This is a genomic window from Collinsella sp. AM15-2, from assembly GCF_003471985.1.
GTDB lineage: Bacteria > Actinomycetota > Coriobacteriia > Coriobacteriales > Coriobacteriaceae > Collinsella.
Window position 1 is genome coordinate 1 of the sequence record NZ_QRKO01000007.1, and the last position, 14,618, is coordinate 14,618.

Annotated in this window: 12 protein-coding genes; 1 reads left to right on the top strand and 11 read right to left on the bottom strand. The window is 62.2% G+C overall.

Annotated features, from left to right (window positions below):
- Nucleotides 1-52: 52 nt before the first annotated feature.
- The 6 genes from DW171_RS04425 to DW171_RS04450 form a co-directional block, all read right to left on the bottom strand.
- Nucleotides 53-1,459 carry a polysaccharide deacetylase family protein gene (locus DW171_RS04425; protein ID WP_233539100.1) on the bottom strand — a complete coding sequence of 469 codons (1,407 nt, stop codon included), beginning with the start codon at nucleotides 1,457-1,459 and terminating at the stop codon, nucleotides 53-55.
- A gap of 72 nt (nucleotides 1,460-1,531) precedes the next feature.
- The gene (locus tag DW171_RS04430; protein WP_118270542.1) at nucleotides 1,532-2,287 is read right to left on the bottom strand and encodes a PRC-barrel domain containing protein; all 756 of its coding nucleotides are present in this window, start codon (nucleotides 2,285-2,287) and stop codon (nucleotides 1,532-1,534) included.
- Nucleotides 2,287-2,676: a YtxH domain-containing protein gene (locus DW171_RS04435; RefSeq protein ID WP_117843045.1), complete on the bottom strand. Its 390-nt coding sequence runs from the start codon at nucleotides 2,674-2,676 to the stop codon at nucleotides 2,287-2,289. Before DW171_RS04435 ends, DW171_RS04430 begins: the two co-directional genes overlap by 1 nt.
- Before the next feature lie 136 nt (nucleotides 2,677-2,812).
- On the bottom strand, nucleotides 2,813-3,646 hold the full coding sequence (locus DW171_RS04440) for a hypothetical protein (RefSeq protein WP_233514479.1): 834 nt from the start codon (nucleotides 3,644-3,646) through the stop codon (nucleotides 2,813-2,815).
- Between the two features lie 24 nt (nucleotides 3,647-3,670).
- Nucleotides 3,671-5,044, bottom strand: a complete 1,374-nt coding sequence (locus DW171_RS04445) for a hemolysin family protein (protein ID WP_118270543.1) — start codon at nucleotides 5,042-5,044, stop codon at nucleotides 3,671-3,673.
- Between the two features lie 110 nt (nucleotides 5,045-5,154).
- Nucleotides 5,155-5,838, bottom strand: coding sequence for a hemolysin III family protein (locus DW171_RS04450; protein ID WP_197032173.1), 684 nt, complete (start codon nucleotides 5,836-5,838; stop codon nucleotides 5,155-5,157).
- Nucleotides 5,839-6,024: 186 nt separating this feature from the next.
- Between DW171_RS04450 and DW171_RS04455 the strand changes: the two genes are divergently transcribed.
- A complete protein-coding gene (locus tag DW171_RS04455) occupies nucleotides 6,025-6,990 on the top strand; it encodes an alpha/beta hydrolase (protein WP_117778704.1) in 966 nt (321 codons plus the stop codon).
- A gap of 131 nt (nucleotides 6,991-7,121) precedes the next feature.
- On the opposite strand, the gene DW171_RS04460 is transcribed toward DW171_RS04455, so the two are convergent.
- The 5 genes from DW171_RS04460 to DW171_RS04480 form a co-directional block, all read right to left on the bottom strand.
- Entirely contained in the window at nucleotides 7,122-8,327 is a 1,206-nt protein-coding gene (locus DW171_RS04460; protein ID WP_118270544.1) for a DUF362 domain-containing protein, read from the bottom strand.
- 201 nt (nucleotides 8,328-8,528) lie between these two features.
- A complete protein-coding gene (locus tag DW171_RS04465; RefSeq protein WP_118270545.1) occupies nucleotides 8,529-11,195 on the bottom strand; it encodes an ABC transporter permease in 2,667 nt (888 codons plus the stop codon).
- 8 nt (nucleotides 11,196-11,203) lie between these two features.
- Nucleotides 11,204-11,917, bottom strand: a complete 714-nt coding sequence (locus DW171_RS04470) for an ABC transporter ATP-binding protein (RefSeq protein WP_117630024.1) — start codon at nucleotides 11,915-11,917, stop codon at nucleotides 11,204-11,206.
- 319 nt (nucleotides 11,918-12,236) lie between these two features.
- On the bottom strand, nucleotides 12,237-13,442 hold the full coding sequence (locus tag DW171_RS04475; protein WP_118270546.1) for an ABC transporter permease: 1,206 nt from the start codon (nucleotides 13,440-13,442) through the stop codon (nucleotides 12,237-12,239).
- Complete coding sequence (locus DW171_RS04480) at nucleotides 13,429-14,616, bottom strand: ABC transporter permease (protein WP_118270547.1); 1,188 nt, start codon at nucleotides 14,614-14,616, stop codon at nucleotides 13,429-13,431. The genes DW171_RS04475 and DW171_RS04480 overlap by 14 nt, the downstream gene beginning before the upstream one ends.
- Between the last annotated feature and the right edge of the window lie 2 nt (nucleotides 14,617-14,618).

A 14,618-nucleotide genomic window follows, 5' to 3' on the forward strand; every position in this document is an offset into this window, starting at 1 on the left:
CCGAGACGGGCCCGGGCTGACAATTTCGACTGTAATGGACGTTCTTACATGGCTACTCTGCGGTGTCGTCGTCCTCGGGGAGTTGGGGAAACACGGCGTTTTTGGGCATGGAAACCTTGGCGAGCGAGGTGAGTTTTTTGCTCAATGCCGTGTCCGTCTTGACCAGGTCGCTGAGCGTCACGATCTTGTAGCCGTCGGCGACAAGGCCATCGATAATCTGCGGCAGCGCCTCGAGCGTCTGCTCGGCGCACTCATCGCTATCGGTGAGCAGCACAATATTGCCCGGCGTCACCGAGTCGAGCACGGTCGATACTTGCTCGTCAGCGCCGTTGAGCAGCCAGTCGCCCGAATCGATATTCCACGAAACCACGGCGGACACCAGGTCCATCGAATCGATCCAGTTTTGCTCGTCAAACGCGGCGTAGGGGGCACGCAGCAACATCGTCTCGACGCCGGTCGCCGACTTAATCGCCTCGGTGCCCTTCGTGATCTGCTTGCGCACCGTCTCGCGATCCTCGCCCTTGAGCGAATCATCGCTGTAGCTGTTGGAGCCGATCTCGCACCCGGCATCGACAATCGCTTTGGCAGTAGCGGGCGAGGCTTCCGCGGCATCGCCCGAAAGGAAGAACGTCGCCGTGACGCCCTTTTCCTTGAGCACCTGCAAGATCTGCTTGGTCGCGCCGCTCGGACCCTCGTCAAATGTCAGGGCCACGTACTTTTCGTTGCCCTTGGGCGCTACGCTTGCGCACTCGACTACGCAGTCGGTGGCGGGCACGACCTCGCCGCGGTCCTGCGTCTTGCCCGACTGCTCGCCGACCCATACCTCGGAGCGGCCCTGAACACCCCAGGCTTTGACATACTCAATGGCACCCGTGCCCTCGACCTTAAGCTTTGGCTCGATAGTCGTGGCCTGGACCTCGTGCTTTTCGTACGCGTTGCGGCCGTCCTTGACCGTCACCTTCTCGCCGCCCTCAAGTTCGCGACTATCCCATTTGCCTTGCTTCACGCGCTTGCCGTCGACCTTCACCGACAGCTTTTCGCCGCCATGGCGCTTAAGCACGCTGTCGTCGACGGCCAGCAGATCACCGGCGTCGTACGTTTCGGTCAGGCTTTGATCGTCGATAAGATTCTGCAACGTAGAGCCCACGCGCACCGCGGTCTTTTGCCCGTTGAGTTCCACGTCCACGCTGCGGTTGACGTAGCCCACGACGGCAGCGATAAACAGCACGAGCGCGCAACCCACGGCGATAAGCGCATAGGGCAGACGGGACGGTCGGCGCGGCGAGCGCCCGTTGCCGATGCGCGCGCTGCGATCGCTAAACCCACGGCTATGGTTGAGGTACATCGCGCCGGGCTTACGGCGACGTCGACGCTGACCGCTGGGCAGCTGCCCCAGGTCGCGGCGCGCCGTCGGACGCGCACCCGAGCGCCCGTTTAAGTTAGATCCGTTTTGGCGCATGTGCCCTCCCCCATAAACACAGCGAGCCGGAGCAACATGTCTCCGGCTCGCCTCCCATCATTTGGTACGTCTCTATTTGCTAGCTTTTGACGAGCCCCCGCTCGCCTTTTGATATTCGTCCTTAAAGGCCTTGAACATACCGCGCGTCTTGCCGAGCTGCTTGCCCAGTGCACGACTGCCCTTGTCCACGGCGACCGATCCCTTGTCATCGAGCACCTTGGCGCCCTTCTTGACCTTATCGCCTACCACGACACTGACCTCGGCAGCCTTGGCGGCCGCGCCGCCCGAATACCCGAGCGCCTTGACCTCGTCCGAGACAATCATCGCACCGTTCTCGTAGCCGCGCAGCATCGTCGGCGGCACCTGCGTGTCGCCCACCAGCACGCTCGAAGCGGCACCGGCGGTCACGTAGAACATCTGCACAATACCCGAGCGCGGCTTGAACTCAACGTCCGAGCAGTAGCCCACGACATCGCCCGATTCCGTGCGCACGTCCATGCCGACCCAGATGATGCAATCGTCCAGGTTGATATCGAGGCGCTTGGCTGCGGCGGCATCATAGGTGCCCTTGACGTCGTCGACCGCGACAGCACCCTCATAGACGCCGATGGCATCGAGCGCCACAAAGCGGTCGGGACGCTCGATCATACCCGCGATATCGGACTGGCGGACCATAAAGCCCACCACGCGCGTGCCGCCCGGGGTAAAGACGGGAAAGTGAATCTTGCCGAGCTTTTTAGGGCTGCGCGGCGTGCCGTCCTTTTTGGTGCGCTTGTCTTCGGCAGGTTTGCGGTAAACCTTGACGCCGACAAAATCCCCTGCGCGCATTATGCCTCGGTCGAGGGCTCCGTGGCCTCGGTGCCGGCCTCGGTGACGTTCTCGACCACGACGTCGGCAGCGGGCGTCACGTTGCCGCCCGAGATGGCATCGTTGAGCTGCTCGCGAAGCTGGTCCATGCGCTCGCGGGCCAGGTCGACCTTGGCGCGCAGGTCATCGGTCTTGGCGTCGACCATCGGACCAAAGTCGTTGACCGCGGCACGAGCCTCCTCGGCACTGTGCTCGTAGGTGTCACGCATGTTGTCCCAGGCATCGTTGGCGATATCGGCGGCCATGGCGCGGGTCTCGGCACCCGAGCGCGGGGCCAGAGCAACGCCGATGATAGCGCCGGCGGCAGCACCAAAGAGCGCACCGGAGACAAAGCTGAAAGTCTTTCCCATGATCATTCCTCTCCTGCGGGCACCTCGATGCCCACCGTTTGAATGCTGTCCATTATACCCGCAGCGCAACACTTGCCGTCGCGCTCATCTGCGTACGGTAAAAGCGCAGGTACATGATGGTGATAAGCGAGTGAGCCTACTCCTGAGGCGCAACCGGCATGGCCACCGTGGCGGCCGGGTCTTCGCCGGCGCCATCGACGAGCGGCAGGCTGCCCTCGTGCGCCGAGCCGGACGGAGCCGTTGCCGCACCGCCAAAGACGGCCGCGGGGGCCTCGTGGTTCTCGACGACCGCGCCCTCGGTATCGATTGGCATCTGCGGCTCGTCGTCAAAGCTCGGGACGCCTTGGGGCTCCGCAGACTCGGGCTCAGCAGGCGCCTCGGCAACGGGCTCAGCGTCGGCCTCGGCAGGAGCGTCGTGCTCGGGCGCATCCTCAGCCACGTCCTCGCCGTTCGCAGCGGCAACGGCCTCGTGCGGGTCCTTGCCCTCGGCCTCGGCGCGCATACCCAGCACCAGGTTGCGCAAGCCCGCAACCGTACCGTCCACATCGGGAGTGGGCTGGTCGGCGTGCAGGTACGCCCAGTCCATCATAAAGGTGGCCGAAGACAGCGCGCCGATGGCCAGCGCATCATCGGGGCACGAAAGCTCAATCTCAAAGACACGCTCGTCATGCTCGCTCACGCGCGTGCGACCGCACGAGATGCTGCCGGCAAGACCGGTCTCGTTCATGAGCTCGACCGTCACGTGCTCCAGCAGATGGCAAAGCTCGGTCTGGCCCATGCAATCCTGGAATTCGCGGCCGGAGTCGCCCAGGCACAGGTGCTTGGCAATCGCGGGCACCAGGTAGTACACGCGCGCCGTGGCCTCGATATCCTCCGAGGTCATGAGCGGCATGCCGGGGTTCACCAGCACGTGCGCGCAAATCTTGTCCTCGCTGACGGTGACCTTAAGGATGTTGAACAGGCCTGCCATAACTCTCCCCTACTCGTCCTTGCCCTACTCGTCGCCGTCGTGCGGATCCGCAGAGCCCGCACCCGACGCCGCCGGCTTCTCTGCCGGGGGCTCGGAATCCTTCTTATCGGTTTCGGCCGGAGCGATCACGCGAATAAGCGAGATACGCTGGCCACGCATCGACTGTACCTTGAACTTGTACCCCGCGACCTCAAACACCTCTCCGATGTCGGGCACCGAGTCGCAAAGCTCCAAAATCCAGCCGGCGATGGTCTCATAATCATCGCTTTCCTCGAGCGGCCAACCAAGCTCAATCGCGTCATCGCACGAAAAACGCCCATCGACGAGCCACTCGCGGCGCGAGAGGCGCGTGAGGTACTTGTTGTCGGGGTCGAACTCGTCCTCGATCTCGCCGACGATTTCCTCGACGATGTCCTCGATGGTGATGATGCCGGCCGTGCCGCCGTACTCGTCCACGACGACCACGATCTGGTCGTGCGAGGTCTGCATCTCGGACAGCAGCGGCAGGATGTCCTTGGTATCGGGCACAAAGGTGGCGTCGCGCAAAAAGTCGGCAATGGGCTGGTCGCCCTTGCCGTCGAGCGCGGGCTGGATCAGGTCCTTGATGTGCGCGATGCCCGCGACGTTGTCGGGGTCCTCGTGATAGACGGGGATGCGACTGAAGCCGGTCTGGCGCATGGTGGACAGCACGTCGGCGACTGTCTCGTCGTCCTCGCACATGGTGGTGTCCACGCGCGGCACCATGACCTCGCGAGCCACGGTGTCGCCCAGGTCGAAGATCTCGTGGATCATGCGCTTTTCCTCGTCGAGCAGGTCGTCCTGCTCCGAGACCATGTACTTGATCTCTTCTTCCGAGACGTTCTGACGGTCGTCGGCGCTCTTGATGCGCAGGATGCGGGCCAGGCCGTCGGAGCAGGCACCGGTCAGCCACACGAGCGGGCGGGCGATCTTTTGGAACACGGAAAGCGGTCCCACGACCTGCTTGGATACGCCCTCGGCGTTTGCGAGGCCGATGCGCTTGGGCACAAGCTCGCCGATCACGATGGACACAAAGGCGACCGCGACGGTGATGATGACCGGCGCCAGGCCGCGCGCGATGGCGGAAAGCGGCGCGATGCCAAAGCTCATGAGCCATGTGGCGAGCGGGTCGGACAGGCTCGTCGAGGCGACGGCGGACGAGGCGAAGCCCACGAGCGTGATGGCGACCTGAATGGTGGCGAGCAGCTGGTCGGAATCGGCGGCGAGCTGGACGGCGCGCTCGGCGCGCTTGTCGCCTTCCTCGGCCTCATGCTCCAGCACGGCGCGCTTGGCCGTGGTGAGCGCCATCTCGGACATAGAGAAGTAGCCGTTGATGAGGGTCAAAACGAGGGTAGTGATAAGGGAGATGGTTATGTCCATCGGGAGTTTCTCGAACCTCCAAGATTCGGGACGTCAGGTCAAAACGTTGATGACGGATACGGCAATTGCACCGGCGCCCAAACGAGGACGCGGGCGCGCAGGCGCGGTCGCTAGATTACGAAGAGAATCACCGCCATGAACTGGAAGATGCTGCCGGCGAGCACCCACAGGTGAAACACACTATGCAGATAGCGCACGTTTTTGGCGATGTAGAACGGCACGCCCACGGTATAGCACACGCCGCCGACAGCGAGCAGGGCAAGTGCCACGGGGTTGAGCAGCGACACGAGCTCGGGCAGCTTAAAGACAACGAGCCAGCCCATCAGCAGGTAGACCAGGCCGCTTACCCAGTGCGGCTGGCGCTCGCGCATAAAGCACTCGAGGGCGATGCCGATAATGGCGATGGCCCATACGGCGAAGAACAGCGCAGCGCCGCCGTCGTTTGCGAGCGTGATGAGGCAAAACGGCGTATAGCTGCCGGCTATGAGCAGGTAGATGCAGCTGTGGTCGATGATGCGAAACACGCGCTTGGCGCGCGCGGGTTGAATCGCATGGTAGAGCGTGGAGGCTAGGTATTCGAGGATGATGCTGACGCCATAGACAATTGCCGCGGCCATGTGGGCCGGGCCACCGCCGCGCAGTGCAGCGAATACGATCAGGAGCACCAGACCCGCAATACCCAGCAAGCAGCCGACACCATGGGTGACGGAGTTCATAATCTCCTCGCCCACCGTGTAGTGCGGAACGGCCGCGGCCTTGGGTCGCGGCTTGGAACTGTCGCTCGAATCGGACATGCCGGTTACATCCTCCAACGTAAAGAGTTCTCAACACTATATCAAAGCGTCTGGGTGCGTGCGAAATTTGCACCATACGTGACCCTTTGTTTACCCATTCTTTGCCTGTTGACGCATCAACGGTGAACGTCCATAATGCGCTTGCATTAAATGTTGATGTATTAACATCTTATAGGAAAGCTTCTTATGTCTCAAAACGCACGTTCCCATCGAAAGCTCAAGATAGCCGGCGTCGTTGCGCTGGTGGTTGTCATTGCGCTGCTCGGATTTGCCGGCAACTTTCTGTTTGACTTCGCGCTGAATCCCCGCGCGCCATACACCATGAAGATGATGCAGGACGGCAAGGACGGCAAAGAAAGTGAGCAGCCGGATGCCGAGGGAACCGAGGCGCGGGCGTGGTTTAAAGAGAATCGCGAGAGCAGCGGCCTCACCGCAGATGACGGGACCGAGCTTGCCGCCTGGTATTTTGCTGCGTCGGAGAGCACGCACGACTACGCCGTCTGCCTGCATGGATATACCAACGAGCCCATCGGTATGGCCCGATACGTCAAGCGATTCCACGACCGCGGCATGAACGTACTCGCACCCGCCGCCCGCGCCCACGAGCGTTCCGGCGGTGACTACATCGGCATGGGCTGGCCCGAGCGACTCGATGTCGTCGCGTGGATCGGGCGGATTGTTGCGGCCGATCCCAAGGCGCGCATCCTGGTCTTTGGCGAGTCGATGGGCGCGGCGACTGCCATGAACGTAGCGGGGGAATCTCTGCCCGCAAATGTGAAATGCATTATCGAGGACTGCGGCTATACAAGCGTTTGGGACGAGTTTTCCCTGCAGCTCAAGGATGTATTTGGCCTGCCCAGTTTTCCCTTGCTCGATGTAGCAAACTTGGTGTGCAACGTGCGCGCGGGCTACGACTTTCATAAGGCGAGCAGTGTGGAGCAACTCAAACACGCGACGGTTCCCATGTTGTTCATCCACGGCGACCAGGACACCTTTGTGCCGTACGACATGCTCGACCAAAACTACGACGTGTGCGCCAGCAAGGTCAAGCAAAAGCTCACCATCCATGGCGCCACCCACGCCAAGAGCGCGCAAGTTGACCCCGAGCTCTACTGGAATACGGTCGACGAGTTCCTCGACAAGAATTTTTAAGCAAATAGTACGGTTTACTGGTCTATCTGGCCCCTAGCACTTCCAAAAAGCCGCCCGTGGGCGCTGTGCTCACGGGCGGTTTTTACTAACGTTGCGCTACAAAAGCGCTTGATATGTCCAATAGCTAGGCGCTATTTGACCTCGATGAGCTCGTACTCGCTCGTGCCCAGGCCAATCTTCTCGGCATGCGCGATGCACGCGCGCCAGTCGGTGTCGGGATGCGTGATGCAGAAGGGATCCTTGGCCTGCTCGCCCTCCAGATGCGCGTGATTATGCTCCATCTTGGCCGCGCTGTCGGTAAGCTCGGTGTTAGGCAGCGGCTCGGACGCCAGGACGGCGTCGGCGCAGGCCTGGTCGATGGCGACCGGGTCGAAGCTCGCGAACATGCCGATGTCGTTGACGATGGGCGTGTCATTCTCGGGATGGCAGTCGCAGTTGGGGCTGATGTCCATGGCGAGCGAGATGTGGAAGCTCGGGCGGCCGTCGACGATGGCCTTGGTGTACTCAGCGATCTTGTAGTTGAGCACGTCGGCCGCGGCATCATAGTCGGGCTTGATGCAGTCCTGGTTGCACGCCGCAATGCAGCGTCCGCAGCCCACGCAGCGATCGTGGTCGATGGCAGCCACATGAACCGTGCGAGTGCTGCCGTTGGCAAGCTCGCGCTCACGCGTACCGTCAAACGTGATGGCGCTGTGCGCGCATATCTTCTCGCAGGCACGGCAGCCAACGCAGTTGGTGGTATCGACGCTCGGCTTGCCAGCGGCGTGCTGCTCCATCTTGCCGGCACGGCTACCGCCGCCCATACCCAGGTTCTTCATGGCGCCGCCAAAGCCGGCCTGCTCATGGCCCTTAAAGTGGGTGAGGCTAATCACGATGTCGGCGTCCATGAGTGCCTGGCCGATCTTTGCCTCGCGCACGTACTCGCCGCCCTCGACCGGAACGAGCGCCTCGTCGGTGCCCTTGAGGCCGTCGGCGATGATGATCTGGCAACCCGTGGCATACGGGGTAAAGCCGTTCTGGTAGGCGGTGTCGATGTGCTCGAGCGCGTTTTTGCGGCTGCCCACATAGAGCGTGTTGCAGTCGGTGAGGAAGGGTTTGCCGCCCAGCTCCTTCACGACGTCTGCGACGGCGCGGGCGTAGTTTGGGCGCAGAAAGCTCAGGTTACCCAGCTCGCCAAAGTGAATCTTGATAGCGACGAACTTGTTCTCGAAGTCGATCTGCTCAATGCCGGCGCGGCGAATGAGGCGTTTGAGTTTGTCGAGCTGGCTCTCGCGAGCATGCGTGCGCAGGTTGGTGAAGTACACCTTTGCCGGTGCTGCGGGTGCGGTTGCGGTCATAGATCTATCCCCTCGGTCTATATGGCGTTACAGGCATAGAGGATGGTACCCGTTGAAGTGGGGTTGAAGTCAAGCGCAACGCCGAGTCGCTAGGCACTCATTGGGGACAGACTTAAATGAGTGCTTGCCGCCCGGCCAGCGAGCCGGCGATCCGGCAAAGACTGTCCCCAACGACTAGTCGTTTAAGAACGTCCCCAATGACTACTCCTGCACCTTGAGGGCTTCGGCCAGGCTGACGCGCTTGATAGAGCGCGTGTGCAGCAGCGCCACGACCAGGTAGGTCGCAAAGCCGATGCCGATGCATGCAGCCATGGACCAAGCGGGCACGTAGATCTCGATATTGCCGTTGTAGGCGAGCAGCATCGAGCGGAAGATGGCCGTGAGCGAGCCAATAATGACCGGCAGGCTCAGCACGAGCGACGCCGCCACGCACAGCGTGATCGAGCGGATGTACAGATGCGAGATCTCGCTATCGCGATAGCCAAAGACTTTCATGTAGCTGATCGAACGGGCGCTGTGGTCGATCACCGCCTTGGTCAGCAGGTACATAAACAGCAGGAAGATAAACACCGCGAGCCCGACCATCATGCCGATCATTTTGCTCATCATGCCGATGAACTGGTCACCCACGGCGCGCATGTCGTCGGGCGTGGTGTCACCGGCAAAGTAACGAGCATCGAGGTCGAGCTTCTCGTCGCTCACATAGCCGTTAAAGTAGGCGGCGTCGTTGCCGAACAGCTCGTTAAAGTCATCGATGCTCGTATAGATATTCATGTCCGACTTTGAACCCCAGATGCAGTCCTTACCCGCGTACTCAAGAGAATAATCCCGAGCCTCGTACTTGTCGCGAAGCTCGACCTTCTGGCCCTCGCTCCAGCCAAACTTATCGAGCAGACCGCCGCCAAAGACGACGCGCCCGTCGCCGACGTTGAGGTCTTTCCAATAGCGCGAATGAGATGAAATGCCGTAGACAGAGATGGCCTCTGTGCCGTTTCCCTCGCCGCGGTCGTATTGCAGCTGGTAAACGGCATATTTCTCGGCCTGCGCGATTGCGCCCGCGCCGTTGTCGGTCGTGTTGATCGGGTGAATGTCGTCGTTGTCGGTGTCGATCTTAGAGGCCTTGTCGATCAGGTCGATGGCCTCATCGCGGTCGCAGCCGAGGGCATCGGCAAGGTCATCGAGGCGCGCATAAAGCGCATCTTTCTTGTCCTGGACCTTGGCGAGCGCGTCCTGCGCCGCGGCCAGGCTCTCGGCAGACGGAGATGCGGTCGCGGCATCGGCTGCCGTCTGCGCCGCATCGGCCGCGTCGTCAAGCTCGTCATCGGCATCCTGGGCGGCGGAGAGCAGCGCGCCGTCAATCGACTGCAAGCGCTCGAGCGCCGCCCACTGCCCGCGCTCCTCGGCAGTACCCTCAAGCTCTAGCGGAGCCTTGAGCGTGTACTGGTGCTCGGCGACCAGGCTTGTCTCCAGGTTGTCCGCATAGTGCGTCATCGTGGGCAGGATCGCCAGGCCAAAGAGCAGCAGCAGCGAGGCAAACGCAATGCCCACGAAGAGCGTGGCGAAGTTGCCCAGGTTGCGCAGGAAGATGCGCAGGCGAAAGCGCGAGACAAAGCCCATGCGCTCCGGCAGCTGCAGACCGCGCTTGGTGCCCGATTTGCCGCTCGCCTCGTGACGAAGGAACTGCAACGGCGTCTTGCCCATCTTGCGAAGCAGGCCCACCAGCGTGATGAGGATGAGCGCGGCAGCGGGAACCACGGCGCACTTCACAAAAATCTCCCAGCTCCAGTACACCTGGAAGGGAGGCAGGCTGTACGAACCGTAATAGAGGCCGCGCATGGGCTCGGTAAAGAACGCGACGCCGAGCGCGGTGCCCAAAAGCGCCGCGACCACGCCCACGATGGCGGGAAGTGCCAGGTAGTGCAGCACGATCTCGCGGCGGCGATAGCCGCTGGCGAGCAGCGTGCCAATGATGGCGCTCTCCTCCTCGATGGTGGCGTCGGTAAGGACCACAAAGACGAACGCCATGATCACGATGATAATGTTGAGCAGCGTCATCCACATCATGGAGTCGCCGTCTACGTCGTCGCGCGCGTAGCCAATACCCTGGTTGGAATCGGCGTCGATCAGATCGTCCACGCGCGCATCGGCATCGGTCAGCGCCTCGACCATATCCTGCTCCGCATCGATGCGATCCGCGGTGGGGAGGTCGCGATCGGTAAAAGCAAAGGAGTAGGTGTAGGCAGGTGCACCACCGGCATCCTCGAGCGCGGCAAAGCCGGCGTCGGTGACCTCGGCCACACCATAGGTGATGGTGTTCACCGTAAAGTCCGAATTGTTGAGGAACAGCGCCTGGCTATCGGGCTGGGTCATGATGCCGCAGATGGTGTAGGTGCGGCCCTCAAGCTCAACCTTATCGCCCACGACAAGGTCGTTGTTGGTGGCAAAAACTCGGTCGATAGCCACCTCATCGTCCGTCTTGGGCTGCTTGCCTTCGCAGTAGGACGCGATATCGACCTTGGTGCGGTGCGCATAGGTGCGCAACGTGCGCTTGGTGCCGTCGTCGCCGGCGGTCTTTTTGATGATGGCGTCGATGGAGAAATTCTTGTAGAGCGTGACGCCGCCGACGTCGTCGGCTGCATCCTCGGCTGCCTTGAGCTGGTCGTCGGTAGCCTCGAAGGAGGTGGTCACGCGGCCGTCCTCAATCGTGTACGCATCGCGCATGTCGTCGATAAGGCAACCGATGGAATGCGCCGCGAGCAAAAAGCCCGAGGTGAGAGCGATGCTCCCGCACATAAGCAAAAAGATGCCCAGGTACTTGCCGATATTGCGGCGCAGCTCGCGCGGGAGTCGCTTTGCGAGAGGTGTCATGGCATCGCCTACCAATCGAGCTCGGCGGCCGCAACGGGCGACTCGTTGAGCCCATCCTCGACGATGCGGCCGTCGCGCAGGCGCAGCACGCGGTTGGCCATGCGGGCGATGGCGGCGTTGTGGGTGACGATGATGATGGTGCAGCCGTAGGTGCGGTTAACATCCTCCATGAGCTGCAAGATTTCCTTGGATGTCTTGTAGTCAAGCGCGCCGGTGGGCTCGTCGCACAGCAGCAGGCCCGGGTTTTTGACGAGTGCGCGGCCGATGGCGCAACGCTGCTGTTGGCCGCCCGAGACCTGGCGCGGGAACTTGTTGCGGTGCTCGTAGAGGCCCAGCGAACGCAGCAGGTCGTCGACATTGAGCGGGTTTTTGGACAGGTGCGCCGTGACCTCGATGTTCTCCTTGATGGTGAGATCGGGCACCAGGTTGTAGAACTGGAAGACAAAACCCAGCTCACGGCGGCGATACTCGCCCAGATCGGTAGGTTTGAGCACCGTGAGGGCGCAGCCGTCCACCATGATGGAGCCACCGTCGGCATCCTCCAGGCCGCCGATCAGGTTGAGAAAGGTCGACTTGCCCGAGCCCGAGGGCCCCAGCATGACGCAGATCTCGCCGCGGTTGATGGACGTGTCGATGCCATCGAGTACCGTCAGGCGCGCATCACCGTCGCCGTAGTGTTTCCTGAGCCCGCTGACCTGGACATAGGCTTGCTTTGTCGACATGCTATCCCCCGTTGTTAGCCTTCTGCTACTTTTCTAGGGTAATAGTAAACCCAGGCGAACTATTTTTAAGCGACAGGCGCGATTTTTTCCAAACCAGTCATTGGGTACTCATTGGGGACAGACTTAAATGACTGAAACCACTCATTTAAGTCTGTCCCCAATGAATGCCGGGACTGTCCCCAAGTGCCGGCAGGAAAGGAACGTCCCCAAGTGCCGACATATTGGGACAGTCCTTGCCGGCACGACCGGCGGGCCGGCGAATCGACAAAGACTGTCTCCGATGACTAGCCGTTTAAGAACGTCCCCGATGACCAGGTAGCTAGGCGTGGGATTTGGCGCGGGTGAGGGCCAGGCCTACGGCGGCGATGGCGGCGGCGAAGAGCACCGTGACGCCCAGGTCGCAGGCGATGTCGCCCAACACGGTGGCCGTTAGATCCGAGGCAAGCGCCTTGCCGATCGCGTCGTTCACCCAAAACGTCGGCACAAAGTGCGCCACCGTCTGCACGGCCGAGCCCATGAGCGACAGCGGCATCCAGGCGCCGCCCAAAAACGTCATGAGCATGCCGAGTAAGTTGCCCACGCCGTTGATCAGCTCCTCGCGCGCGCCCAAGCTCGACAGGGTAAAGCCAACGGCCAGCGGCGTGCACGCCAGGGCAAGCGTCGCCGCCAGCGCCAGGCACACGCGACCCACACCGACCTCGGCGACCGCGCCGGCAAAGCCCACGACACCCACCATGCTCGACACGAACCAGATGCAGACGGTAAGCACCGCGGCAGCCGCGAACACAGCAAGCGAACGCTGGCGCTCGGAGACCGGGCCGGCCTCCATGCGGCGCACGCGCTCGGGCTCGTTCATACCCGAAAACACCAGTCCCACCGAAACGATGACCGATGAGATGATCGCGTACGCGCCAAAGTTGAAGTACGACTCGGGCGTGGCTGCGGCAGTCGAGTCAACCTTGACCTGCTCGATCTGGACCTCCGCGCGCTTTGCGGCGGCGTGCTCGGCGGTCTTGGCGACACTGGCCCCGGAGGCAGCAGGCTCAAGCACCGCCGCAGCGCCCGCGAGCGAGATCCACCGCGAAACCTCGGCAGACGAAAGCGCCGCCGCCATGGTGCCGGAACCGTAGGTCACATCGAGCTTGGGCAAGTCCTCCCCCGCACGGGCGGCCGCAACAAGATCGTCCTCAAACCCCTCCGGGATAAAGAACACGCAGTCGGCGCTGCCCTTGGCGCTGTTGCTCTTGGAGAGCGCGTCCGCAAGGTCGTACGTGTCGTCGCCGACGCCCGTGACCAGGTCAAAGCGCGAACCCAGGTGCCTGGTAAGCGCACGCGAAAGATCGCTGCCGTCGCGGTCGACCACAATCACGTTGGCGTCGTAGGGCTTGTACTCGGTCAGCTGCGACGAGTTCCAGCTGACCGAGGCCGCAATGAACACGCCCATGAGTGAAATGAACACCGTGTAGATGAGCAGGTAGAACGGGTGCGCGAGCGCCATGCGAAGCGCGGTCTTAAAGGTGCTCATAGCGGCTCCTTCCAAAGATCAGCGTAGCGGCGGCGACAAACACCAGGGCCATGAGGACAAGCGCACCGGCGCGAACGACAAAGGGACCCAGATCCTCAAAGAAATACAGGCGGTTGAACATATCGCAGATGAGCTTGACGGGGTTGAGCCAGCACTCGGCCGGACAGGCGCGGGCAACATCGTCGGCAAGCGCCATCGCCGGCTCGCCGTAGAGTCCGGCGAACAGGGCGCACGTGGTGGCAAAGCCCGTGAGGATGCCCGATTTGGACGCCTTGCCGCCCTTAACGGGAAGCGTCCCCACAAAAAGCCCCAGGCCCGTGGCAGCAAGCGCGGATGCGGCGCCGCCCGCCAGGCACAGCCCCTCGCGCCCGCCAAAGTCGATGCCGACCACCAGGCGCACGTAGCCGATCGCGATCGCCATCGAGGCAAATGAGACCAGCCACGAGCCGACAAAAATGCCGGCCAGCGACGCCGTCTTGGAGACGCCGCCCACGCAGCGGCGCGCGCCGAGGCCGGACAGATTGGGCTGCAGATCGACGACGGCCAGGGCCGCAAACTCGGAAGACATCATCGCGACCAGGCCAAAGAGCGCGTAATAGTAGATGGTCGTACCGTCGGGCGTGGTGCGCGTAAGGCTCACGCGGCGAGTGCCGCCCTTAAGCGACAGGGCGCGCGCAACCGCCTCCGGGTCGGCGAGCGCCGCCGGGTTGTCCTGGGCAATCTGGCGCATGAGCTCGGCATTTTGCGTATACGAGCTCGCCACCGTCTCCAGGATGCTGCGGTCGGTGAGCACCGTACTGGCGCGCGAGCTATCGTAGCTCGAAAGCAACGTAAGCTTGGGCGCGCCCGCGTCGTCGACCGTGTAGACGCCCGCAACCTCGCCGGACTTGAGCGCATGGTTCGCCTCGGCCGCGTCGTCGCACTCGTGGATCTTAAGCAGCTGGTCGTCGCCCTCCTTGGCAAGCGACGTCGCCACGTCCTTAAAGGTCGAAGCGTCCCAGGCCTCGTCGGCGACAACGGCTACCGGCACCGGATCGACCTTGCCGTCGGAGCTGAGGTTCGCAAACATAAACATGAACATCGTGGAAAGCGCAATGGGAAAGAGCGCGCCCCAGACCCATGTGCTCGGCCGGCGCAGCAGCGTCTTGACCGTGATAATGATGGTGTTGATCATGG

What these genes read in the sequence shown, in the direction of transcription:
- DW171_RS04425 (WP_233539100.1), bottom strand. Translation starts at nt 1,459, where the DNA reads ATGCGCCAAAACGGATCTAACTTAAACGGGCGCTCGGGTGCGCGTCCG.
- DW171_RS04430 (WP_118270542.1), bottom strand. Translation starts at nt 2,287, where the DNA reads ATGCGCGCAGGGGATTTTGTCGGCGTCAAGGTTTACCGCAAACCTGCC.
- DW171_RS04435 (WP_117843045.1), bottom strand. Translation starts at nt 2,676, where the DNA reads ATGGGAAAGACTTTCAGCTTTGTCTCCGGTGCGCTCTTTGGTGCTGCC.
- DW171_RS04440 (WP_233514479.1), bottom strand. Translation starts at nt 3,646, where the DNA reads ATGGCAGGCCTGTTCAACATCCTTAAGGTCACCGTCAGCGAGGACAAG.
- DW171_RS04445 (WP_118270543.1), bottom strand. Translation starts at nt 5,044, where the DNA reads ATGGACATAACCATCTCCCTTATCACTACCCTCGTTTTGACCCTCATC.
- DW171_RS04450 (WP_197032173.1), bottom strand. Translation starts at nt 5,838, where the DNA reads ATGTCCGATTCGAGCGACAGTTCCAAGCCGCGACCCAAGGCCGCGGCC.
- DW171_RS04455 (WP_117778704.1), top strand. Translation starts at nt 6,025, where the DNA reads ATGTCTCAAAACGCACGTTCCCATCGAAAGCTCAAGATAGCCGGCGTC.
- DW171_RS04460 (WP_118270544.1), bottom strand. Translation starts at nt 8,327, where the DNA reads ATGACCGCAACCGCACCCGCAGCACCGGCAAAGGTGTACTTCACCAAC.
- DW171_RS04465 (WP_118270545.1), bottom strand. Translation starts at nt 11,195, where the DNA reads ATGACACCTCTCGCAAAGCGACTCCCGCGCGAGCTGCGCCGCAATATC.
- DW171_RS04470 (WP_117630024.1), bottom strand. Translation starts at nt 11,917, where the DNA reads ATGTCGACAAAGCAAGCCTATGTCCAGGTCAGCGGGCTCAGGAAACAC.
- DW171_RS04475 (WP_118270546.1), bottom strand. Translation starts at nt 13,442, where the DNA reads ATGAGCACCTTTAAGACCGCGCTTCGCATGGCGCTCGCGCACCCGTTC.
- DW171_RS04480 (WP_118270547.1), bottom strand. Translation starts at nt 14,616, where the DNA reads ATGATCAACACCATCATTATCACGGTCAAGACGCTGCTGCGCCGGCCG.